Source organism: Tsukamurella sp. II2bb (genome assembly GCF_057815145.1).
This window is the reverse complement of the sequence record NZ_JBYPZI010000003.1, coordinates 164,600-186,412: the sequence shown is the minus strand read 5'-3', so window position 1 is coordinate 186,412 and position 21,813 is coordinate 164,600. Positions and strand designations below refer to the sequence as shown.

At 71.4% G+C, this 21,813-nt stretch carries 22 protein-coding genes, 1 tRNA gene and 1 other RNA gene; 5 read left to right on the top strand and 19 right to left on the bottom strand.

The window, feature by feature from the left end:
- The first annotated feature begins 2 nt into the window (after window positions 1-2).
- Entirely contained in the window at window positions 3-1,544 is a 1,542-nt protein-coding gene (locus AC21LY_RS09440; protein WP_489046198.1) for a CYTH and CHAD domain-containing protein, read from the top strand.
- Window positions 1,545-1,549: 5 nt separating this feature from the next.
- Here AC21LY_RS09440 and AC21LY_RS09435 read toward each other — a convergent pair whose 3' ends face one another.
- The 12 genes from AC21LY_RS09435 to AC21LY_RS09380 form a co-directional block, all read right to left on the bottom strand.
- Window positions 1,550-2,281 (bottom strand): cutinase family protein, encoded by a 732-nt coding sequence (locus AC21LY_RS09435; RefSeq protein WP_489046197.1) that lies wholly within the window; start codon window positions 2,279-2,281, stop codon window positions 1,550-1,552.
- Window positions 2,282-2,285: 4 nt separating this feature from the next.
- Window positions 2,286-3,692, bottom strand: a complete 1,407-nt coding sequence (locus AC21LY_RS09430; protein WP_489046446.1) for an RNB domain-containing ribonuclease — start codon at window positions 3,690-3,692, stop codon at window positions 2,286-2,288.
- Between the two features lie 17 nt (window positions 3,693-3,709).
- Complete coding sequence (locus AC21LY_RS09425) at window positions 3,710-4,492, bottom strand: acyl-[acyl-carrier-protein] thioesterase (protein ID WP_489046196.1); 783 nt, start codon at window positions 4,490-4,492, stop codon at window positions 3,710-3,712.
- Window positions 4,493-4,502: 10 nt separating this feature from the next.
- Window positions 4,503-5,345, bottom strand: coding sequence for an ABC transporter permease (locus tag AC21LY_RS09420; protein WP_489046195.1), 843 nt, complete (start codon window positions 5,343-5,345; stop codon window positions 4,503-4,505).
- Window positions 5,342-6,328, bottom strand: a complete 987-nt coding sequence (locus AC21LY_RS09415; protein ID WP_489046194.1) for an ATP-binding cassette domain-containing protein — start codon at window positions 6,326-6,328, stop codon at window positions 5,342-5,344. The genes AC21LY_RS09420 and AC21LY_RS09415 overlap by 4 nt, the downstream gene beginning before the upstream one ends.
- An 84-nt stretch (window positions 6,329-6,412) precedes the next feature.
- Window positions 6,413-8,032 carry a DUF726 domain-containing protein gene (locus AC21LY_RS09410; RefSeq protein ID WP_489046193.1) on the bottom strand — a complete coding sequence of 540 codons (1,620 nt, stop codon included), beginning with the start codon at window positions 8,030-8,032 and terminating at the stop codon, window positions 6,413-6,415.
- A gap of 59 nt (window positions 8,033-8,091) precedes the next feature.
- A complete protein-coding gene (locus AC21LY_RS09405; RefSeq protein ID WP_489046192.1) occupies window positions 8,092-8,583 on the bottom strand; it encodes a DUF6194 family protein in 492 nt (163 codons plus the stop codon).
- 10 nt (window positions 8,584-8,593) lie between these two features.
- The gene (locus AC21LY_RS09400; protein WP_489046191.1) at window positions 8,594-9,331 is read right to left on the bottom strand and encodes a DUF2127 domain-containing protein; all 738 of its coding nucleotides are present in this window, start codon (window positions 9,329-9,331) and stop codon (window positions 8,594-8,596) included.
- Between the two features lie 62 nt (window positions 9,332-9,393).
- Window positions 9,394-9,806: RNase P RNA component class A (gene rnpB / locus AC21LY_RS09395), an RNA gene on the bottom strand.
- Window positions 9,807-9,841: 35 nt separating this feature from the next.
- A complete protein-coding gene (locus AC21LY_RS09390) occupies window positions 9,842-10,489 on the bottom strand; it encodes a histidine phosphatase family protein (protein WP_489046190.1) in 648 nt (215 codons plus the stop codon).
- Window positions 10,486-11,244 (bottom strand): zinc ribbon domain-containing protein, encoded by a 759-nt coding sequence (locus AC21LY_RS09385; RefSeq protein ID WP_489046189.1) that lies wholly within the window; start codon window positions 11,242-11,244, stop codon window positions 10,486-10,488. Before AC21LY_RS09385 ends, AC21LY_RS09390 begins: the two co-directional genes overlap by 4 nt.
- Before the next feature lie 10 nt (window positions 11,245-11,254).
- Window positions 11,255-12,370, bottom strand: coding sequence for a Nif3-like dinuclear metal center hexameric protein (locus AC21LY_RS09380; protein WP_489046187.1), 1,116 nt, complete (start codon window positions 12,368-12,370; stop codon window positions 11,255-11,257).
- Between the two features lie 74 nt (window positions 12,371-12,444).
- Here AC21LY_RS09380 and AC21LY_RS09375 point away from each other — a divergent pair, with 74 nt between their 5' ends.
- Entirely contained in the window at window positions 12,445-12,915 is a 471-nt protein-coding gene (locus tag AC21LY_RS09375; protein WP_489046186.1) for a low molecular weight protein-tyrosine-phosphatase, read from the top strand.
- Window positions 12,916-12,925: 10 nt separating this feature from the next.
- Window positions 12,926-13,768, top strand: a complete 843-nt coding sequence (locus AC21LY_RS09370) for an SURF1 family cytochrome oxidase biogenesis protein (RefSeq protein ID WP_489046184.1) — start codon at window positions 12,926-12,928, stop codon at window positions 13,766-13,768.
- Here the strand turns inward: AC21LY_RS09370 and AC21LY_RS09365 are convergent.
- The 4 genes from AC21LY_RS09365 to AC21LY_RS09350 form a co-directional block, all read right to left on the bottom strand.
- The gene (locus AC21LY_RS09365; RefSeq protein WP_489046183.1) at window positions 13,707-14,639 is read right to left on the bottom strand and encodes a cobalamin biosynthesis protein; all 933 of its coding nucleotides are present in this window, start codon (window positions 14,637-14,639) and stop codon (window positions 13,707-13,709) included. The genes AC21LY_RS09370 and AC21LY_RS09365 overlap by 62 nt on opposite strands.
- A gap of 37 nt (window positions 14,640-14,676) precedes the next feature.
- The gene (locus tag AC21LY_RS09360) at window positions 14,677-15,294 is read right to left on the bottom strand and encodes a glyoxalase (RefSeq protein ID WP_489046182.1); all 618 of its coding nucleotides are present in this window, start codon (window positions 15,292-15,294) and stop codon (window positions 14,677-14,679) included.
- Window positions 15,295-15,455: 161 nt separating this feature from the next.
- Window positions 15,456-15,680 carry a translation initiation factor IF-1 gene (infA, locus tag AC21LY_RS09355; RefSeq protein ID WP_489046181.1) on the bottom strand — a complete coding sequence of 75 codons (225 nt, stop codon included), beginning with the start codon at window positions 15,678-15,680 and terminating at the stop codon, window positions 15,456-15,458.
- Entirely contained in the window at window positions 15,677-16,135 is a 459-nt protein-coding gene (locus AC21LY_RS09350; protein WP_489046180.1) for a hypothetical protein, read from the bottom strand. Before AC21LY_RS09350 ends, infA begins: the two co-directional genes overlap by 4 nt.
- Window positions 16,136-16,358: 223 nt before the next feature.
- Between AC21LY_RS09350 and AC21LY_RS09345 the strand changes: the two genes are divergently transcribed.
- Window positions 16,359-17,768: a dihydrolipoyl dehydrogenase family protein gene (locus AC21LY_RS09345; RefSeq protein ID WP_489046179.1), complete on the top strand. Its 1,410-nt coding sequence runs from the start codon at window positions 16,359-16,361 to the stop codon at window positions 17,766-17,768.
- Window positions 17,769-17,777: 9 nt separating this feature from the next.
- Here the strand turns inward: AC21LY_RS09345 and AC21LY_RS09340 are convergent.
- From AC21LY_RS09340 to AC21LY_RS09330, 3 genes are all read right to left on the bottom strand, one after another.
- Window positions 17,778-17,851, bottom strand: a tRNA-Val gene (locus AC21LY_RS09340).
- Complete coding sequence (locus AC21LY_RS09335) at window positions 17,842-18,342, bottom strand: peroxiredoxin (RefSeq protein ID WP_489046178.1); 501 nt, start codon at window positions 18,340-18,342, stop codon at window positions 17,842-17,844. Before AC21LY_RS09335 ends, AC21LY_RS09340 begins: the two co-directional genes overlap by 10 nt.
- A complete protein-coding gene (locus AC21LY_RS09330; RefSeq protein ID WP_489046445.1) occupies window positions 18,339-18,725 on the bottom strand; it encodes a DUF3052 domain-containing protein in 387 nt (128 codons plus the stop codon). The genes AC21LY_RS09335 and AC21LY_RS09330 overlap by 4 nt, the downstream gene beginning before the upstream one ends.
- A gap of 277 nt (window positions 18,726-19,002) precedes the next feature.
- Between AC21LY_RS09330 and aceE the strand changes: the two genes are divergently transcribed.
- Window positions 19,003-21,813: a pyruvate dehydrogenase (acetyl-transferring), homodimeric type gene (aceE, locus tag AC21LY_RS09325; RefSeq protein WP_489046177.1), complete on the top strand. Its 2,811-nt coding sequence runs from the start codon at window positions 19,003-19,005 to the stop codon at window positions 21,811-21,813.

Here is a 21,813-nt window from a genome sequence, read left to right as displayed (position 1 = left end):
ACATGGCGGAGCAGCGTGAGATCGAGACGAAGTACGAGGTCGGTCCCGACACGGCGGCGCCGTCGCTCGCGGCGCTGCCCGGGGTCGACCACGTCTCGACCGACGAGGTCTTCCACCTGGTGGCGGTGTACTACGACACCGACGCCCTGGACCTCGCCGCGAACCGGATCACGCTGCGCCGCCGCACGGGCGGCAAGGACGACGGGTGGCACCTCAAGCTGCCCGACGGTGCCGCCCGCCGCGAGGTGACGGTGCCTCTCGGCGATAGCGGTTCGCCCACCGACGGCAGCACGCCCGCTGACGAGGGTGCGCCGTCGGAGGGCACCGAGGGCGACGCCGCGGAGGTGCCCGCGGAACTGGTGGCACGCGTCCGCGCCCTCGTGCGCGGGCGCGCCCTCGCCCCCATCGCCATCGTCGAGAACGAGCGGCACACCACCTACTGCCACGCGGCCGACGGAGAGCTCCTCGGCGAGTTCGTCGACGATCACGTGCACTCGGTCTCGCTCCTGCCCGACGGGCCGGAGCAGTCCTGGCGCGAGTGGGAGTTCGAGGTGCCGGACACCTCTCTGGGACGCAAGACCGCGATCGTGGTCGACAAGGCGCTGCGCGCCGCCGGCGGGAAGCGACCGGACGCAGCGTCGAAGCTGGTGCGCGCCATCGACACCGACGTCGCGCGCGCACCCGTCGCCCTGCCGAAGAAGGTCGCCCGCGCCACCGCCGGACAACTGCTCACCGCGGCCCTCGCCGCCTACCGCGACAAGTTGCTCCGGGAGGATCCGCGGGTGCGGGCACGGAACGACGATGCGGTCCACCAGATGCGGATCGCCACCCGGCAGCTGCGCAGCGTGCTCACCGAGTTCTCGGGCTTCTTCGAGGGCCCGGCGCGGGCCGCGCTGAGCTCGGAGCTCAAGCTGCTGGCCTCGATCCTGGGCGCGCTCCGGGACGCCGAGGTCCTCGCGGAGCGCTTCGAGAACGTCGACCCCGACGGCGAACTCGGTGGCGCCGGTGCCGCTCTCGCGCGGCGCCAGCGCGCGGCCGAGGCCCGCGCCTGGAGCCGCGTGGACCTGGCTCTGGACTCGGATCGGTACTTCGTCCTGCTGGACGCGATCGACGCCTTCGTCGCCGACCCGCCGCTGCGGGGCCGCGCGGATCAGGTGGCGACCAAGAGCCTCGCGCCGTTGCTGGACAAGCGGATCCGCTCGTTCGCGCGGCAGTCGCTCGTCCTGCTCGCCGATCCGGCCTGCACCGACCACGACGTGCACGCGATCCGCAAGCACGCCAAGCGGCTGCGCTACGCCTCGGCGGTCGTGGATCCCGTCGTCCGCGGTGACCTGCGCTCCGAGGTGAAGCGGCTGTCGGCGGTGCAGGCCCGGCTCGGCGAGTTCCAGGACGCCACCATCGCGCGCGGCGCGGTGGCCGATCTCGCGGCGGAGACGACCGATCCGGCGATCGCCTTCCGGCTCGGGCGGATCGACGCCGTCGAAGAACTCCGTGCCGCGCAGGCCCGCGCGAGCCTGCCGGCGCTGCTGCGCAGGCTGCGCTGAGCCAGTCAGAGCCCCGCGATGGCCGCCAGCCGTCCGCCGATGTCCGCACCCGAGTACGAGGAGTGCGAATTCGGTACCGTCGCACCGAGATCGCCGGTCCACTGGCACACCGGGTCACCGGTATTGCAGACCGAGATGGTGCGCGCGCCCAGCGCCGGCGGCAGGGGCGCCGGGTTCGCGCCGCTGATCATCGCCGCCGCCTGGGCCATGCCCTGCGTGCGCGGCGCCGAGCCGAGGTACCGCGTGGTGTCGTTCGGGATGCGGTCGGGGTCGGCGATGAGGGCCGCTGCGGCGATCTGCGGGCGGGCGCCGAGCCGCTGGAGCGCGCGGTGCACCGCCGCGGCGCCCTGCGAGTACCCGGCCAGCACGATCTTCGTCGACGGGCACGCCTTGAGGACGATCTCCACGTCGCCCTGCGTGTTCGCGGCGCCGGCGTTCATGCTGGAGAGGAACCCACCGAGCTGGTCGAGCCCGGTCGGCACGGGCGCGGCCGGGTAGTAGATCGGGCGAATACCCACCGTCTTGCCGGCGGCGCGGGCGCGGCCCGCGAAGGCCTGGGCGGCGGCGCTGACGGTGGTGCCGAGGCCTCCGGCCGAGTGTCCCTCGCCGGAGCCGGCAGCGCCGATGAAGGTGTAGTCGGTGCAGTCCGGGGCCGCTGCGGCGGGTGCGGCGAGCGCCGGGGCGAGGGGCGCGAGCAGGATGGCGAGGGCGGGAATGAGGACGATGCGACGGCTCATGCCGTCACGCTAGCGCCTTTTCGTACGTGAAGGACACCTTTCGCGAGGTCACATCGGCCGTGTCGAGGCGGACCCGCACCCGCCGGCCCTCCGGCGGCCCGCCGGTGCAGGGCGCGATCACGGCGGGCTCGTCGAGCAGCACCTCGTCGGCACGCATGGTGACGGCGGAGAACTCCTCCCCCACCCGGTCCGCCAGGACCACGGCCTCGGTGAGATCGATGCAGGCGCGGTCCACCTTGTTCGCCAGGGTGTTGGTGCGGCGCATCGTCTCCGCGATGTCGTCGATGGCGGATCTCGCCCAGTCCGGGACCGGCGTACCGGCGCACGCGGCGAGGCACACCTCGGTGGCATAGCGGTCGGCGAGGCGCCGCAGCGGCGCGGTGACGTGGGCGTAGGGCGCCCCGACACCGGCGTGTCCGCGATCGGCGGGCGGCTGCGGCGCTGCCGCGGTACCGAAGGGTGCGTAGCCCGATCCGCGGAGCAGGCGGGCCGCGTCGGTCATCACGGCCAGCCCAGCGGGGGTGGTCACGTCGACGCCGGCCAGGAAGTCGCCCACCGGGACCCCGGCGGGCCAGAGTAGGCCGAGGGACGCCGCGGTGCGCCGCAGGTCGGCGACGGCATCATCGGGCGCCACCGGCAGGGTGCGCAGCAGCCCTATCCCCGCGTCCAGCATGATCGCGGCCGCGCACACGCCGGTGAGCAGCGAGATCTGCGCGTTGTGGGCATCGAAGTCGGTCCGCGGCTCGATCCGGACGGTCCAGCCGTCCGGCCCCTGCACCGCCTCCTGCGCGGGCAGCCGCAGGTCGATGGCGCCGTGCGCGCGGCCCCACCGGGCGCGCAGCTCGCCGACCTCCGCGAGCAGCGCGATGCTCGGGTGCGCCCTGCCCGCGTCGTAGTCCGCCTGGACGCCTGCGTAGTCGAGCCGGGCGCGGGAGCGGACGAGCGCCCGCCGCACCGTCGCCGCGGTCACCTCGCCCGCGGCGTCGAGGTGGATCTCCCACAGCGCGGCGGCGCGATCCTGCTCGGGCAGCAGGGATCCGGCGCCCTCGGACAGCGAGCGCGGGTGCAGGGGCACCGAGCCGTCGGGCAGGTAGAACGTCTGTCCCCGCCGACGGGTCTCCGCCTCCAGGGCGCCGCCCGGAACGACGAGCGCTCCGACGTCGGCGATCGCGTAGTGCACGAGATAGCCGGTTCCCTCGGCGGCGACGTGCACCGCCTGGTCGAGGTCCTTGGCGCCGGGAGGGTCGATGGTGACGAAGTCGATGTCACGGCGGTCCTCGCGGCCCTCCGCGCAGCGGTCCGTGACCGCCTGCGCCTCGGCGAGCGCCGCGGCCGGGAAGTCCTCGACGAGGCCGAACTCGGTACGCACGGATCCGAAGTCGACCGCGCTCGACGGCACGGGGCCGCGCATCGGGATCCCGGACACGCCTAGTCCGCCAGCGCCTCGACGCTCATGGCGGCCGCGGTGCGCTCGCCCGCGACCAGCCAGGCGTAGAGCACGTCACCGTCGCGGTACGCGAGGAGCTTCGGCTCGTCCTCGAGCTGCAGTGCGGAGTTGTGCTCGACGATGCCGCGCAGCGGGAGCCGCTCGCGCAGGTCGGGCTGCGTGGCCAGCACCTCTTCGAGCGCGGTCCAGTACACCGCGTTGTTGACGTGCTGGATGATGTCGAGGTCGGCGGCGCGGAGCAGGAAGGGCACTTCGACGGCATCCGGGTGCGGCTTCGGGTCCAGCCACTGCTTCCAGCGCAGGACCCCCGGCTCGGCGGCCGCGCCGAAGGTCGACAGGAAGTCCTCGCTCAGCGCCGACGGGGTGAGCGTGTCGATGTTGAAGTTGATCCAGAAGGCCTCGGTCTCGATCCGTGTGCCCTTCTGTCCGTCGATACCGATGCGCACGTTGCACCACCGGGATCCCATCTTCGAGCCCCAGCGCTCGACGGTGAGGATGTCGGGCTGCTCACCGCCCTCGAGGATCTCGATCACGGTGCGCCGCACCACCCAGTACGGGTGCACGTCCTCGTAGTCGACGTGCCGCAGGTGGTCCTGCCCCGTGTCCTGCAGGTACCGGGCCACCCCGTCGAACTTGAGCCGGCGGTCGGGGCTGACGGCGTCACCCCGGACGGACCGCTGCGCCGTGTAGATGGCACCGGTCTGCAGGAGCTCGCGGCGCCGCTCGGGCTCGGTGATGCGCGGGGGCAGGGATTCTCCGATCACCCGACCGAGCCTAATCGACCGTGCGCTTGTTGAACGCCCGGACGGCCAGCGGTGCCCAGAGCGCCGTGAGGGCGACGGACCAGATCACGGTGGCGAGCACGGGGTGCTGCAGGGACCACGGCGCGTCCGGCCGCAACGGCATGTCGTTCCCCCAGAGCACGCGCATGGACTGGACCAGCGACGACACCGGGTTCCACTCCGCGATCACCCGCAGGAAGGGCACCATCCCCTCGGTCGGCACGAACGCGTTGGAGAGGAAGGTGATGGGAAAGATGCTGGCGAACATCAAACCGTTGACGGCCTCGATCGACTGCATCATGCACCCGACGAGGATGCCGAACCAGATCATGGCGAAGCCGAAGAGCAGCAGGACGAGGAAGCCGAGCACCGCGTCCACCGGGTTCGTCCGGATGCGCCAGCCGATCGCGAGGCCGGTGACGCACATGACGACGATGCCGATCGACGAGTGCAACAGGCTCGCGATGCTGCGGCCGATGAGGACCGACGCGCGGCTGATCGGCAGCGACCGGAACCGGTCGATCACCCCCTTCTCCAGGTCGGTGGTGAGGCCGCCCGCGACGACGAAGCAGGTGAAGACCATCGTCTGCCCCAGGATGCCGGGGAGCAGGTACTCCCGGTAGGAGACGCCCTGGGTGGGGATCGCGGACCCGAAGACGAAGGCGAACAGCACGGTGAACATGATCGGCTGGATCGTGACGTCCGAGAGCATCTCGGGCATCCGCTTGGTGTGGATCATGCTGCGGCGGACCATGATCCAGGACTGCCGCCACAGGCTGGTCTGGTGGGTCTCGACGCCGCCGACGCCTGCGGGCTCGGTGGTGGTGGCGGTCATGCGGTGGCCTCCTCGGTGTCCTGGGCGTCGGTCTCGGTGCGGTGGCCGGTGAGGGAGAGGAAGACGTCGTCGAGGCTGGGCCGGGAGAGGCCGAGGTCATCGACCTCGATACCGCTCTCGGCGAGCAGCGCGGCGACCCGGTTCAGGTCACCGAGGCCGCCCGCGGGGCTGCTCACCCGCCGGGCCCCCACGTCGACGAAGACCTCTCCGCCGAGTTGCGCCAGGATCTCCTGCGCACGGGGCAGATCCTCCGCGTCGGACACCGTGAGCACCAGGCTGGCGGCGCCGGCGCGCTCCTTGAGCTGGAGCGGAGTCCCCTGGGCGATGATCCGGCCCTTGTCGATGACGATGATCTCGTCCGCCAGCTGATCGGCCTCCTCGAGGTACTGCGTCGTCAGCAGCAGCGTGGTGCCGTTCGCCACCAGCTCGCGCAGCACGTCCCACAGTTCGGAGCGGGCCCGCGGGTCCAGACCGGTGGTGGGCTCGTCGAGGAAGAGCACGGGCGGCGCGGTGAGCAGACTGACGGCGAGATCGAGCCGGCGGCGCATGCCGCCCGAGTACGCCTTGACCTGCTTACCCGCAGCCGCGGTCAGCGAGAACTGCTCGAGCAGCTCGGTGCTCCGCCGCTTCAGCACCGCCCGCGGGATGCCGTAGAGGCCACCGATCATCGCCAGGTTCTCCCGGCCGGTGAGGATCTCGTCCACCGTGGCGGCCTGACCCGTGAGCCCCATGTGGCGGCGCACCTCGATGGGGTTCTCCCGCACGTCGTACCCCGCGATGCGCGCGGTGCCCTCGGTGGGTGGCGACAGCGTGGTCATCATGCGCACCGTGGTGGTCTTGCCCGCGCCGTTGGGTCCGAGGAGGCCGAGGACCGAGCCGCGGGGGACCTGAAAACTCACCCCGTCCACCGCCGTGAAATCGCCGAACCGTTTCACCAGGCCGATCGCTTCGATCGCCCAGTCACCGCTCTCACCGTGTGTCATGGGGTGAACGGTAGTGCGCCCCACTGACAGGTTTCTACCGGTTTTGTCCGGCCGGCTCACCGGCGCAGTCCGCGTGAACCCCGGCTATACGAGATCGACCTTCTCCACGTACTCGGAGTGGCCGTCGACGATATCGGAGACGTCGTGGTCCACGAGGTTGGCGTACGGCGCGCCGAACCCGAACCGCCCCACGGCGATGCTCCCCGCCTGCGCCACGGTGTACAGGTACTGGAGCACCTTGTCGTTGCTGGAGTGGTAGTCGTGCACCTCGCCGGTGACGGCCTCACTCAGTGTTCGCCAATCCTGGTTGCGGCCGATCGCAGCCCCCATGACGTGCACGGCCTCGATCCGCGGGCCGCCGGCCTTCCCGGCCAGCGTCTGTGCGGCGACGATCATCGCGCGAGCGCCCAGGCTGTGGCCGACGAGGATGAAGCCCTCGCTCTCGGTGCGCGCGATGATGCCGGCCAAGGCGACGCCCGTCCGGTCGGCGCGGGCCTTCGCGACGTGCCATGGGTTCTTCGCCACGTCGACGGCGAGGAGGATCGGCGCGAGAGGCCCCAGCTTCTTCGCGGCCATCTTTCCGGCCCTCGCGGCGGCGACCGCAGCCGCACCGACTCCCTGCCGGACCCCGATCCCCCTCGCGAGGACGAATCCGAGCGATGCGAGTTCCTTGCTGCCCCAGTGCAGCTTGTAGATCGGCTGGCCCGGGTAGCGCTTCTCGACCTGCTCCACCATCGCCCGCCAATCGGACGAATTCTGCGTGGTGAAGCCGCGGGCGAGGATGACCGGGGTGCCCACACCCGGCCGGAACAGCTCGATCGTGAACGACTTGTCCTGACCTACGTAGGCGTTGGTGAACCGCATGCCCACCGCCGACCCGAGGGCTCCCCCGACCGCGGCGACGACGTACGTGCCGCCCACCATCCCGAGGCCGCCAGCGGCGACGGCGCCCCCGCCCAGGGTCGCCAAGCCGGCACTCGAGGCCGCGGCACCGCTCAGACCGAGGAAGGTGCTTCCGACGGCCCCGCCGATCGCCGGCGCGGCCGCGACTGCGGCACCGGTCGCGAACCCCGCCGCGACGACCCCGGCAGCCGCGATCGTCGCTCCCTTGGCGAGGTTGGGCTTGTCGTAGACGAAGAGTTTCTCCCAGTCCTCGAGCGCGCCGACCGTGTCGGTCGACCGCTCGAAGCTCGGGATCTCGTGCTTGTGCTCGGCGCAGAACCGCGGCGCGCGAACGGACCCGCGCGGGCGCACGGCCATATTGCCGCACCTCGGCGCGACGCAGTTGGCCGTCGGCGAGCCGCACTCCGCGCAGAGGTATGCGGGCGTCGTCAGGCCCGTGCGCTCGACCTTGCGGTGTCCGGCGAAGGCGAAGCACGCCGAGCACCAGCCGTCCCGCGACTCCGCCCCCAGGTCGTCGATCAGACCCGCGATGTCCTCGACGACCTTCTCGTGCGCCTGTGCCCGCTTGCGGAGCGCATCGACCTCATTCTTGTCGTCCGTCAGTCCCTCCGCGTAGCGGAGCTTCGCGTACGCCCACGCGTTGTGCTCCAGCGCGACATTGGCGACCATCACCTCGTCGCCCGCGCGCTCGGGCTCCACGTCGTCCACGCTCCCGGTGAGACGCAGGAGCCGCCCCTGGAGCGACCGCACCTCACATCGGACCGCACCGTCCGGCAGCACCGCGTACCTGAGTGTCTTCACGCTGATCCCCGCCTTCTTCGAGATCGATTGAATAATGGGTTGTGAACCCATCGAGAAGACTAGAGGACCGGTCCGACACCTTTCCGCGGCTCTCGCTCGTGGGCGTGCGCGATGAGCGCCCGCACGTCGTCGCCCGTGCCGGGGTTGACCACGGACACCCAGCCCAGCTTGGCGTACACGGGGTGCGGAACCACAACGCCGTCGGCCGCGTAGTCCCACTCCCCCGCCCGCGCCTCATGCTCTGCAGGTGGATAGCCGATGAGGTCCGCGAAGGCCTCACGCCCGACGTTCGCGTTGAGCCGGAAGGCGCCGGGGCGGTCCAGGCGCGACAGCTCGTCACCGGGATAGTTCTTGGTGATGATCGTGAGGTACGGCATCACGCCGGGCACGCCGTTCGGCGTGGCGTAGACGAAGGTGTCGCCCCAGGCGATCTCGGGCACGGGGGTGGTCCCGTCGGCGGCCACCGCCCCGGGCGCGATCGTCTCGACGGTGGAATCCGGCAGGTCCCGCAGGAGGGCGATGACGGCCTCGCGCGCGCTCGATTCGGTCACCTCCGCGACGCTACTCGCCGGCGCGGCGCACCGTCAGCACGCTCTCGGACTCGCGCTCCGCGCGGTACGCGGCGGCGCCGCCGTTGATCCCGAACAGCCGCTTGCTCCACAGCAGCCAGACGACGGCGGCGATGTTGATCGCCAGGGCGCCGGCGCGCAGGACCGTGATCTTCTCGGTGAGTTCGTAGATCTCCAGCGGCAGGAAGGCCGAGGTGGCGACCACCGCGAAGTACTCGCCCCACCGGGCGCCGAGCCACAGCCCCACCGCCTCGACCATCTCGATGACGGCGTACGCGATCAGCCCGACGGCGATCCACATCAGCGCGGTGCCCGAGAGGCCGAGCGCCGTGTCGACGGTGTGCACGATCTTCGAATCTCCGACGTTGAAGCCGAGTTGACTGAGCAGCGGCAGCTTCGACTGGAAGACCTCGTACAGATGCTCCTTCGACCCGCGGACCTGCCACACCACCACGCCCGCCGCCGCGAAGACGATGCCGCGCAGCACGCGCTCGACGGCGAGGAAGCGCAGGAGCAGTTCGTCGCGCAGCGCCCGTCCACGCGGGACCGACGGTGCCTGCGCCGCCGGACCGGAGCCGTGCGGTTCGCCGACGACGAAGTCGTCGCAGCGCAGGCAGCGCCAGGCCTCGCCCTCGGGCGTCGCCGCGTGCACGCGGTCGCGGAGATCGGCCTCGGCGGGCGCGTAGGTGACGTGCCCGCGGAGGCCGCAGGAGAGCACGGAGAGGTCCATCGATCCAGGTTAGCGCCGGTGTTCCCAGCTCGCGCTCCGGCGGGCCGGAGCCGACTGAAGGGCGGACGAGCTGACGTATAAGCCGGATCCTGTCCCCCGCCGCATCGCTGCGCCGGGGTGGCGACCATCCATCTGGACACACCGTCACCGGGTGCCTCGAGCGGTCCACCCGCACGCTCGGGCGGGCAGCCCTCATGCACGTGCGCAGCGCCACCGTGAGGTGGCGCCTTCGACCTTGCTCCGGGTGGGGTTTACCGAGCCACGACGGTCACCCGCCGCGCTGGTGCGCTCTTACCGCACCGTTTCACCCTTACCCGGGCCGGAGCCCGGGCGGTCTGTTCTCTGTGGCACTGTCCCGCGGGTCACCCCGGGTTGCCGTTAGCAACCACCCTGCCCTGTGGAGTCCGGACTTTCCTCGACCCGGGCGTACTGGTGCTCCAGCCGTTCCCGTGGTCGCGGCCGCCCGGTCAGCTCGTCCGCGTCGACCAGGATACCCCGCGGCGCGGCCGCTCAGATCCCGGCGGTGCGGTTGACCTGGCGCACCGAGGCACCGCCATCGGGGTAGAAGTCGGCGATCGAGATCGACGCCAGGTCCAGGTGCAACCGGTAGAGCAGCTGCGGCCCGACGTCGAGGGCGATGCGCAGTGCGGTCTTGATGGGGGTGACGTGCGAGACGAGGAGGACGGTACGGCCCGCATGTTCGACGGTGACCCGGTCCAGGAGCGCCGCGACGCGGGCGTGCACCTCGTCGAAGCTCTCACCGCCGGGCGCGGCGACGGAGGTGTCGCCGAGCCACCGCGCGTGCAGCTCCGGATCCCGGGCGCGCGCCTCGCCGAACGAGAGCCCCTCCCACGCACCGAAGTCCGTCTCGATCAGGCCGGCCTCGATCTCGACGGTGAGCCCGCGGCCCGCGTTCACGGCGTCCGCCGTCTGCCGGGCACGGGCGAGCGGGGATGACAGGATCGCGTCGATCGCAGTGTCGCGCAGCAGCTCCGCGGCCTGCGCCGCCTGCTCCCGACCGAGGTCGGTGAGCGACGGGTTGCCTCGGCCCGAGTAGAGCCGCCCGATGGAGGCGGCGGTCTGTCCGTGCCGCAGCAGGATCAGCCGGGTGGGTTCCTGGGCGGAGACCGTCCAGCCCCCGCGCTGCGGGGCCGTCACTCCTCGGGCTTCGGCTGCGGCAGACCGGATTCGAAGGTCCGCACCAGGATCGCGCCGCACTCGTCGCAGTGCACCACGGCGTCCGCGGGCCTGCGGTTCACGGAGTCGAGGAACCCCCGGTCGAGCTCCAGGCGGCAGGCGCCGCACCGTCGGGCCTGCAGGAGCCCCGCGCCCGTGCCGGAGTTGCGCCGGCACCGCTCGTACTCCGCGTAGAGGTCCTGCGGGAGCGAGGCGACGGTCTCCTCGCGGGTGCTCGCCGTGCGGGCCTTCGCCACGTCGATGTCCTTGAGGGACTCCTCGCGGCGGCGCGCCACCGCGGCGATCTCGTCGTTCGTCGCGTTCACGACGGCCTCCGCGCGCTGCTGATCGAGCGCGACGGCCTCGCGCTTCTCCATGAGTTCGAGTTCCTCGTCCTCCAGCACGGATTGGCGGCGCTCGAGGCCGCGCAGCTCGTGCTCGATCTCGGTGAGCTGCTTGGCCGGCACCTTCCCCGAGGCCAGCAGCTCGCGGTCCTTCTGCTCGCGCAGCCGGGTCTGCTCGACCTCCTTCTCGAGCTTGCCGATGTCGCGGTCCAGGTCCTCGACGAGGATCGCGACGCGCACCGACTCGTCGCGCTCGACGGTCGCGCGCTTCTCGAGCTCGGCGATCTCGGCGTCCTCGGGCAGGTGGGTGGTGCGGTGCGCGAGGCGGGCGATCTCCGCGTCGACCTCGGCGAGGTCCAGCAGGATGCGTTGGGCGGCCGGATCAGCGTTCATCTGCGTCACTCTACGCATCCGCCGTCGGCGCGGCCCGCACCGTGAACGGATCGGTGGGGGCGTCGTGGACCGCGACGTCGAGGTACGGCCACAGCAGCTCGGCGACGGCTGCGCACCAGGGGAACTCGGTGCCCCAATGGCCCGCGTCGATCACGGCGGGCCCGCCGGCGCGCAGGTGCTCGTCGACGGGGTGATGCCGTAGGTCGCCGGTCACGTACGCGTCAACCCCGAGCCGCGCGACGGTGCCGAGCAGGGAGTCGCCCGCACCCCCGCACACGGCGACGGTGCGAATGATCGCGCCCGGATCGCCCGCCGCGCGGGCCGGGGCACCCAGGGCGTCGGCGACGTGGGCCGTGAAGGCCTGCAGCGACATCGGCTCGGGGAGGACGCCGACGCGGCCGAGGCCCCACTCCCGATCGCCGCCGACGAGTTCGACGATGTCATGCGCGGGCTCCTCATAGGGATGGGCACTGCGCAGCGCCGCCAGGACCTCGGCGCGGCGGCCGCGGGCGGCCACCAATTCCGCCCGGGTCTCGGCGACCGTCGTGAGCTCACCGTTCGCGCCGATCGCAGGATTCGCCGACGCGCCGGGCCGGAACTGGCCGACACCGTCGACCCGCCAGGCGCATTCGGAGTACTCCCCGACCTCGCCGGCCCCGGCCTCGAACATCGCCGCGAGCACCTCGTCGGCCTGCGCGGGCGGCACCATGACGCCCCACCGGTCCAGCGGCAGGGGCGCGTCGAGGTGTTCGACGGGGCCCGTGACGGTGAGGCCGAGCGCGGCGGCGAGGGCGTCGTTGACACCGCCCCGCGCGCGGTCGGCGTTGGTGTGCGCGGTGAACAACGCGCAGCCGCCGCGGATGAGCCGATGGATCAGGGCCCCCTTCGGCGTGCTCGCGGCCACCGTGTCCACGCCGCGCAGGAGCAGCGGGTGGTGGGCGATGACGAGCTGCGCGCCCCGGGCGAGCGCCGCGTCGACCACGGCGGCCGTGACGTCGACGCAGACCAGCACGCGGGTCACGTCGGATTCGGGGTCGCCGCACACCAGCCCGACGCTGTCCCATCCCTCCGCCAGTCGCGGCGGGTACGCCTGCTCGAGCACGTCGATGACCTCTGCCAGCTTCATATCCGCCAGCGTAGGCGGGGCGCTCGCGGACATCGCCGGATTCGCGGCTCGCCGCGGTCGGGCAAGATGGAGGGGTGAGTACTCCGCTGCATGTCACGTTCGTGTGCACCGGCAACATCTGCCGTTCGCCGATCGCCAGGATCGTCTACGAGCAGGCGGTCGCCGACGCGGGGCTGGCCGGCGCGGTGCGGGTCACGAGTGCGGGCACCGACGGCTGGCACGAGGGCGAGCCGGCGGATCGGCGGGCGCGCGAGGTGCTCGCCGAGTCCGGCTACCCCACCTCACATATCGCCGCCGAGGTCACCGAGGACCATCTGGGCGCCGACCTGGTCGTCGCGCTGCACCGCTCGCACGTCGCGCCGCTCCGCGCCCTCGGCGTTCCCGACGAACGGCTGCGGCTGCTGCGCAGCTTCGACCCGGACGCCTCGCACGAGAGCGTGCCGGACCCCTTCTACGGCGACCACGACGACTTCCGCACCACCCTGGCCCAGGTGGAGGCGACGATGCCCGGCCTCCTCGAGTGGACGCGAGCGAACCTTGCCTAGTTGGGTCAGGGTGGTCTTCCAGCCGCGGTGGATCGCCCTGGCCGTCGCCGCGCTGGCCTTCACCGCGCTGTGCTGGTCGGTGCTCGCGCCGTGGCAGCTCGGCAAGAACACCTCGACCAGCCACCGCAACCAGCAGATCGCCGACTCCGTGAACGCACAACCCGTCCCGGCGGCGCAGCTCCTCGGCGGCCGGGCCGACGTCCCGAAGGACGCCGAGTGGCGCCGGGTGGTGCTCACCGGCCACTACCTGGCGGACAAGCAATCGCTCGCGCGGCTGCGGAACCAGGACGGCAAGCCGGCCTACGAGGTGCTGGTCCCGTTCGCCGCGAACGACGGCGCGACCTACCTCGTGGACCGCGGCTTCGTGGCCACGCCCACCGGTGGCGTGGTGCCGGAGTTCGCACCGCCACCGTCGGGCGAGGTCACGATCCAGGCGCGGGTGCGCGCCCCCGAGGAGACCGATCCGGCCCGTGGCCCGCGCACCGAATCCGGCTACCTCCAGGTCTTCGCGATCGACCCGTCGGCCATCGGGCCGGCACAGGGCATCACCTTCGCTCCGGGCTACCTGAATCTCAGCGACGACCAGCCCGGCGGCCTCGACCCGGTTCCGCTGCCGATGCTCGACGCGGGCCCCTACCTGTCGTACGGCCTGCAGTGGCTCGCATTCGGCATCATGGCGCCGCTCGCGATCGGCTACTTCGTGTGGGCCGAGGTCAAACGCCGGCGTGAGGACCGCGAGGTGTACGAGGCGGGCACGGCGGAGCCGGAGGCGTCCGAGGCCCCCGTGGAGGTCACCCCCGAGGCCGCCCGCGCCGCCAGGCTCGCCGACCGGTACGGACGCAAAGGACAGTAGCCGCCAGGGCCCCGAATTGGACGGCGCGCGACAGGGCCGCCGCGCGGGCCAGGTCGCGCGGCGCGGGTGCCCGACCGTCGCCGAGGGTGGGCCGCAGCTCCACGCCGTGCGCGTACTGGGTCCGGCCGCCGAGTTGCAGACCCAAAGCGCCCGCCGCCGTCGACTCCGCCACGCCCGCATTGGGACTGGGGTGCTTCGCCGCGTCGTTCCGCCACGCGCGCAGGGCGTCCGACGGTGCGCCGCCCACCGTGGGCGCCAGGGCGACGGTGACAACCCCCGCCAGCCGGGCGGGCAGGTAGTTGAGCACGTCGTCGAGTCGGGCGGAGGCCCAGCCGAACTCGCCGTACCGCTCGTTCCGGTAGCCGACCATCGCGTCGAGCGTGTTCGCTGCGCGGTACGCGAGCAGGCCGGGCAGGCCGGCGACGGCGCCCCAGAACAGCGGAGCGACCGCAGCATCGGAGGTGTTCTCGGCCACGGACTCGGTGGCGGCGCGGGCGAGCCCCGCGGCGTCGAGCACGGACGGATCGCGGCCGCAGAGGCTGGGCAGCAGGGTGCGGGCACCGTCGATGTCGCCGCGCTCCAGATCGGCGCCCAGCGCGGATCCGACCTTGCGCAATCCCGCTCCCCCGACCACCGCCCACGTGCCGACGGCGGTGGCTCCGGGCACGTTCCGCGCCGCATAGCCCACCGCCGCGGCACCGCCCACCAGGATCGCGGTGTACGCCGCGCCCCGCAGCTTCGACGGTGCGTACATCCGCCGTTCGAGCGCCTGCGCGACGGTGCCGAATCCCGCGACCGGGTGGTAGCGGCGCGGGTCGCCGAAGACCTCGTCGGCGATGACGCCGAGAGCGAGTTCGGTGGTGCGGTTCACGGGCGTCCACGCTACCGGCCGAGTACGCAGCCGCGTCTCACCGCCAGATGAAGCCGTCCGGGTCCGTGAGCGCGCCCAGGGCACCGTCGATGCGCAGGCGGTGCGAACCGATACCCTCCTGGGGCACGCCGGCGTCCTTCGCGGCGGCCTTGCGCCCGTACAGCGCGAGCTTCACCGCGCCCGGGGCGGCATCGAACTCGACGTACTTGCGGCCGAAGCTCTTCGCCACGGTGAGGCCGTGCTCGACGTAGAAGGCCTTGGTGGCGGCCACATCGTCGACGCCGAGGAGCAGGACCGTGTCATCGATGACGCGCAGCGGCGCGCCGCTGTTCTTCTTCGACGAGGACGCGACCTTCCAGAGCGTGCCGTCGGGTGCGCGGAAGACGGCGCCGTAGCCCCAGAAGGACTTCCGCGCGGGCTTGATCTCCGTCGCGCCCGCGGCCAGGGCGGGCTCGACGAAGGAGTCGACGACCGCGGGCTCGGCCACGACCAGCGAGATCACGAAGCCGCGGAAGCCGGTGGAGGGCTCCTCGGACGTCGTGAAGCGCAGGCCGTGGCCGGGGCCGAAGGCGGTGTCGTAGAAGTCCCGGGCGGCGGCCGGATCGGCCACCTCCAGGGTGAGGGAACGGATCGGGGTGGAGAGCGAGGTTGTCATGTCCGCAACGCTATGACCTGTGCGTTCGGGATGCTTCTCGATTCCTGATCGATCCGCTCCGGCCGCGGCCCCGCGGGGCCGTACCGATCGTGTGCCGTTGACCCCACCCTGGTGTGGCCAACGGCACCCGATCCGCGGTGCGGATCCGCGGCACGGATCGCTCAGCCGCGGTAGCGGAAGACGATTCGCCCCCGGCTCAGGTCGTACGGGCTGATCTCCACGAGGACCCGGTCCAGCGGCACGATCTTGATGTAGTTCTTCCGGATCTTCCCGCTGATGTGCGCCAGGACGACGTGGCCGTTGTCGAGCTCGACCCGGAAGGTCGCGTTCCGGAGTCCTTCCACCACGGTCCCGGCGGCCTCGATACCGCGTGCGGTCTTCGTCATCGCCGCACCAGCTCGACGAGGGTCTCGACCGGGCGTCCGCCGGCCTGCTCGATCACCGCGACGGCGGCGCCGTCCCCGGGGTCGGCCTGCGCCGCGAGGAAGGGCGCGACCCCGGGCTTGAGTCGCACCCGCCACGCTCCCGGTGGTACGACGACGGGCGGCGGGTCGAGTGGGATGCGGTAGAGCGTCTCCCGCCTGTGCGGGGCGAAGCCGTGGCGGCCCCAAGCTCCGAGCAGGTCGGTGTCGCCGTCGGCCACGAGGGTGAACAGCGGCGACGGGAGCTCGTCGAGGAGCTTGGCGGCGAGTACGTCGAAAGCTTCTGCGGTCCACGCATCGACGCTGATGTATCCGGCGCGGCGCGACGTGCCTCCGCGGCCGATGATGCGGTCGTCGGCGTCGACGGCGAGCCAGTCGCCGTCGTCCGCTCGCCGCAGGGTGAGTGGGGAATCGTTCATGGTGTTGCCTTCCAGGAGTGCCTGCGTGCGGCGCTCCTGGCGATGACACCTAGGTCGACCGTGAGAACTTCAGGGAGCACCACATGCATGAAACGTTCACGGGTCTCACCTCCTCCAGCCTGTCACGGTTGCATCGAGCATATGGCGCTACCCCCGTCGCCCGCACCTGATTTTCGGGCGCCTCGCCGTCGGGCGCCCGTACGGTGGTCGAAGGAGGTGTGCCATGCAGGAATTCGACGTGATCGTGATCGGCGGCGGACCGGTCGGTGAGAACGTCGCCGACCGCGTCGTGCAGGGCGGCTTCACCGCGGCACTGGTGGAGGGTGAGCGGTTCGGCGGCGAGTGCTCGTACTGGGCGTGCATGCCCTCGAAGGCGCTGCTCCGGCCGGGCCAGGCGCTGCGCGAGGCGCAACACGTGCGCGGTGCACTCGCCGACGGGGCGGTGCTCGATCCATCCGAGGTCTTCGCCCGGCGGGACGCCGTGGTCCGGAACTGGGACGACGCCGGCCAGGTGCAGTGGGCGCAGGGCGCGGGCATCACCACGATCCGCGGTCAGGGACGACTCGCCGGGCCGCGGAGGGTCACCGTCGCCGGGCCCGACGGTGCCGAGACCCGCCTGACCGCGCGGCACGCCGTCGTCCTCGCGACCGGCACCGACGCTGCCGTCCCCGACATTCCTGGTCTCCGCGCGGCAACGCCGTGGACCAGCCGTGAGGCCACCAGCGCGAAGGCCGCGCCGCGCCGGCTGGCGGTGATCGGCGGCGGCGTGGTTGCGGTCGAGATGGCCACCGCCTATGCGGGTCTCGGCTCGCAGGTGACGCTGCTCGCGCGCAGCGGGTTGCTGACCGGCCTCGAACCCTTCGCCGGCGAGGCGGTCGCCGAGGGCCTGCGCGGGATCGGCGTCGAGGTGGTCACCGGCGAGTCCCCGACCCGGGTCACCCGCGCGGACGGCGAGGTGACGATCGAGACCTCGGCCGGGCGGACCGTCGTGGCCGACGAGGTACTGGCGGCTACCGGGCGCGCGCCGCGCACCGTCGACCTGGGGTTGGAGACGGTCGGGCTGGAGCCCGGCTCGTGGCTCGCCGTGGACGACACGCTGCGGGTCGACGGCTTCGACTGGCTGTACGCGGCGGGCGATGTGAACCATCGTGCCCTGCTGACGCACCAGGGCAAGTACCAGGCGCGGGCGGCCGGCGCGGCGATCGTCGCGCGGGCGACTGGCGCGCCGATCGACGACGGCCCGTGGGGCGCGCACGTCGCCGCGGCCGACCACGGCGCGGTGCCGCAGGTGATCTTCACTGATCCGGAGGTCGCGGCGATCGGTCTCACGGCGGCGCAGGCGCGCGCGGCCGGCCGGAACGTCGCAGTGGTCGACTACGACCTGGGCTGGGTGGCGGGCGCCAGCCTGTACACCGACGGCTACGCGGGCCGGGCGCGGATGATCGTCGACGAGGAGCGTGGCGTCGTGGTCGGTATGACGCTCGTGGGCCCCGCGGTCGCGGAGCTGCTGCACGCGGCGACGATCGCCGTGGTGGGCGAAGTGCCGATCGACCGACTGTGGCACGCCGTTCCCGCCTACCCCACGATCAGCGAGGTCTGGCTGCGGCTGCTCGAGGCGTACCGGGACCGGTGACGCCGGACGTGCGCACAGAGGGACTCGAACCCCCGACAACCGGTGTGTAAGACCGGGACTCTAACCAACTGAGCTATGTGCGCTTGCCGGATGAGGCTAGCGCAGCGAGGGCGTCTTCCCAAAGCGACTGATCGCGCGGCACGCCGGGCTCGTTCATCTCGGAGAACCGGATCACGCCGTCGCGGTCGATCACGAAGGTCCCGCGGTTGGGGTAGCCGTTGCGTTCGTTGAGCACGCCGTACGCGCGCGAGACCTCGCCGTGCGGCCAGAAGTCGGACAGGATCGGGAAGAGGTAGCCCTGCGACCCCGACCAGACCTTGTGCGTGGGCGGCGGGCCGACGGACACGGCGAGGACGGCGGCATCGTCGTTCTCGAAGGACGGCAGCGAGTCGCGGATGCCCCCCAGCTCGCTCTCGCAGGTACCGGTGAAGGCGAGCGGGAAGAAGACCAGGAGCACGTTCTTCCGCCCGCGGTAGCTCTCCAGGGAGACGGCGCGGTTGTTCTGGTCGCGCAGGGTGAACGACGGCGCGACGGCACCGACCGCCAGCGGACCTGCGGACGACGCGGAGGTCACCTCTTGGCCGCGCGGCTGGACTTGGGCTGCACCAGGCGCGAGCCGATCCAGGAGCCGAGGTTCGTCGAAGACGTCTGCATCAGCCCCGCGGTCGGCGCCGCCTCGGCGATCTCGCTGGGCTGCACGTGACCGGGCTGCCCCGTCTTGGGACTGAGGACCCAGACGTAGCCGTCGTCGGAGAGCGGCGTGATGACATCCATGAGGGTGTCGACCAGGTCACCGTCGTCGTCGCGCCACCACAGCACGACGACGTCGACGACCTCGTCGGTGTCCTCGTCGAGCATCTCGCCGCCGATGACTTCTTCGATGGCCAACCGCAGGTCGTCATCGGTGTCCTCGTCCCAGCCGATCTCCTGCACGATGTTTCCGGGCTGCAGGCCCATCTTCTGGGCGAATGCCCCGTTCGTGGACACCGGTGGGAGCCTCCTCGCGTTCGCGCGGCCGGCCCGATGCCGTCCGCATACCACTGTTCCGTGTCAACTTACGGCACCTACGCCCCCGCGCAAGCGCGGTACACCGAAGTGGCGTCGCAGACCTGCCGAATTCCACCACGCGGAATACGACTGTCGAGTAGCTTGCGTATGCGGCAGGATGGGACTTGCGACACACCGCGCACCCCCGGCATACCAGCACCGCCTTCGCGACCCGTGAGGAGCACCAGTGACAGACTCGACCGCCACCACCCCGGCACCCGCCCCAGGAGAGGGCCCCGCGCCGTCGAACGACGGTCGGCCCGACCGCGTCCGCGTGATCCGCGAGGGCGTTGCCTCGTACCTGCCGGACATCGATCCGGAGGAGACGAGCGAGTGGATCGAGTCGCTCGACGACCTCATCGCCACGCACGGGCCCGCGCGCGCCCGCTACCTGATGCTGCGCCTGCTCGAACGCGCCAGCGAGAAGCGCGTCTCCATCCCGTCGCTCACCTCGACGGACTACGTCAACACCATCCCCACCGATCTCGAGCCCTGGTTCCCGGGCGACGAGGAGATCGAGCGTCGCTACCGTGCCTACATCCGGTGGAACGCCGCGATCATGGTGCACCGCGCGCAGCGACCGGGCGTGGGCGTCGGCGGCCACATCTCGACCTACGCGGGCGCGGCGTCGCTCTACGAGGTCGGGTTCAACCACTTCTTCCGCGGGAAGGACCACCCGGGCGGCGGCGACCAGATCTTCATCCAGGGCCACGCCTCCCCCGGCATCTACGCCCGCGCCTTCCTGGAGGGCCGCATCCCCGCGGAGCGCCTGGACGGCTTCCGCCAGGAGAAGTCGCACGAGGACAAGGGCAAGGGCCTCCCGTCCTACCCCCACCCCCGGCTGCTCACCAACTTCTGGGAGTTCCCGACGGTGTCGATGGGCCTGGGCCCGATCAACGCCATCCAGCAGGCGCGGTTCAACCACTACCTGCACGACCGCGGCATCAAGGACACCTCGGAGCAGCACGTCTGGGCGTTCCTGGGCGACGGCGAGATGGACGAGCCCGAATCGCGCGGCCAGATCCAGATCGCCGCCACCGAGGGCCTCGACAACCTCACCTTCGTGGTCAACTGCAACCTCCAGCGCCTCGATGGGCCGGTGCGCGGCAACGGCAAGATCATCCAGGAGCTCGAGTCCTTCTTCCGCGGCGCCGGCTGGAACGTGATCAAGGTGATCTGGGGCCGGGAGTGGGACGAGCTGCTGCACAAGGACCGCGACGGCGCCCTGGTGAACATCATGAACACCACGCCCGACGGTGACTACCAGACCTTCAAGGCCAACAACGGCGCCTTCGTCCGCGAGCACTTCTTCGGCCGCGATCCGCGGACCAAGGAACTGGTCAAGGACATGACCGACGAGCAGATCTGGGGCCTGCGCCGCGGCGGCCACGACTACCGCAAGTTGTACGCCGCCTACAAGTCGGCCATGGAGCACAAGGGCCAGCCGACCGTCATCCTGGCGCACACCGTCAAGGGCTTCGGCCTCGGTCACAACTTCGAGGGCCGCAACGCCACGCACCAGATGAAGAAGCTCACCCTCGACGATCTCAAGGCCTTCCGCGACCACCTGCGGATCCCGATCTCGGACGCCGAGCTCGAGAAGGACCCGTACCTGCCTCCGTACTACACGCCGGGACCGGAGTCGAAGGAGATCCAGTACATGCTGGATCGCCGCAAGCAGCTCGGCGGCTTCCTGCCCTCGCGCCGCACGCAGGCGCAGGCGCTGAAGACGCCCGGCATCGACGCGGTGAAGGTGATGCTCAAGGGCTCGGGCAAGCAGCAGGTCGCCACCACGCAGGCCGTCGTGCGCATCTTCAAGGAGCTGCTGCGCGACAAGGAGGTCGGGCCGCGCATCGTGCCGATCATCCCCGACGAGGCACGCACCTTCGGCATGGACAGCTGGTTCCCCACGCTGAAGATCTACAACCGCCTGGGCCAGACCTACACCGCGGTCGACGCCCAGCTGATGCTGGCGTACAAGGAGAACCCGCAGGGCGTCATCCTGCACGAGGGCATCAACGAAGCCGGCTCGACGGCGTCGTTCACGGCGGTCGGCACCTCGTACGCCACGCACGACGTCCCGATGATCCCGCTGTACATCTTCTACTCGATGTTCGGCTTCCAGCGCACCGGCGACGGCCTGTGGGCGGCGGCGGACCAGATGGCCCGCGGCTTCGTGCTCGGCGCCACCGCCGGCCGCACCACCCTCACCGGTGAGGGCCTGCAGCACGCCGACGGCCACAGCCACGTCCTCGCGTCGACCAACCCGGCCGTGGTCGCCTACGACCCCGCGTTCGCGTACGAACTCGCCCACATCGTGATCGACGGCCTGCGGCGCATGTACGGCGAGAACCCGGAGAACATCTACTACTACATCACCGTCTACAACGAGCCGATCCACCAGCCGGCGCAGCCCGAGAATCTCGATGTCGAGAGCCTGCTCAAGGGCATGTACCTGTTCAAGCCCGCCGAGAGCAACCACGAGAAGAAGGCGAACATCCTCGCCTCGGGCGTCACCATGCCCGACGCGCTCAAGGCCCAGGAGATGCTGGCCGACGAGTGGGGCGTCTCCGCGTCCGTGTTCTCGGTGACCAGCTGGGTCGAGCTCTCGCGCGACGGCATCGAGGCGGAGAAGGCGGCACTGCGCGCCCCCGGCGAGGAGTTCCGCACTCCGCACGTGACGAAGGTCCTCGCGGATACCGAGGGTCCGACCATCGCGGCGTCCGACTTCATGCGCGGCACGCAGGACCTGATCCGCCAGTGGGTGCCGGGCACGTACATCACCCTCGGCACGGACGGTTTCGGCTTCTCGGACACGCGACCGGCGGCGCGGCGCTACTTCAACGTCGACGCCGAGTCGATCGTCGTGGCCGTTCTCCTGGGTCTCGCGCGGGAGGGTGCGCTCGATTTCTCGGTCGCCGCGGACGCCGCGAAGCGGTACCGGATCGACGACGTGCTCGCCGCCCCGAAGCAGACATCGGACCCCGGCGTAGCCTAG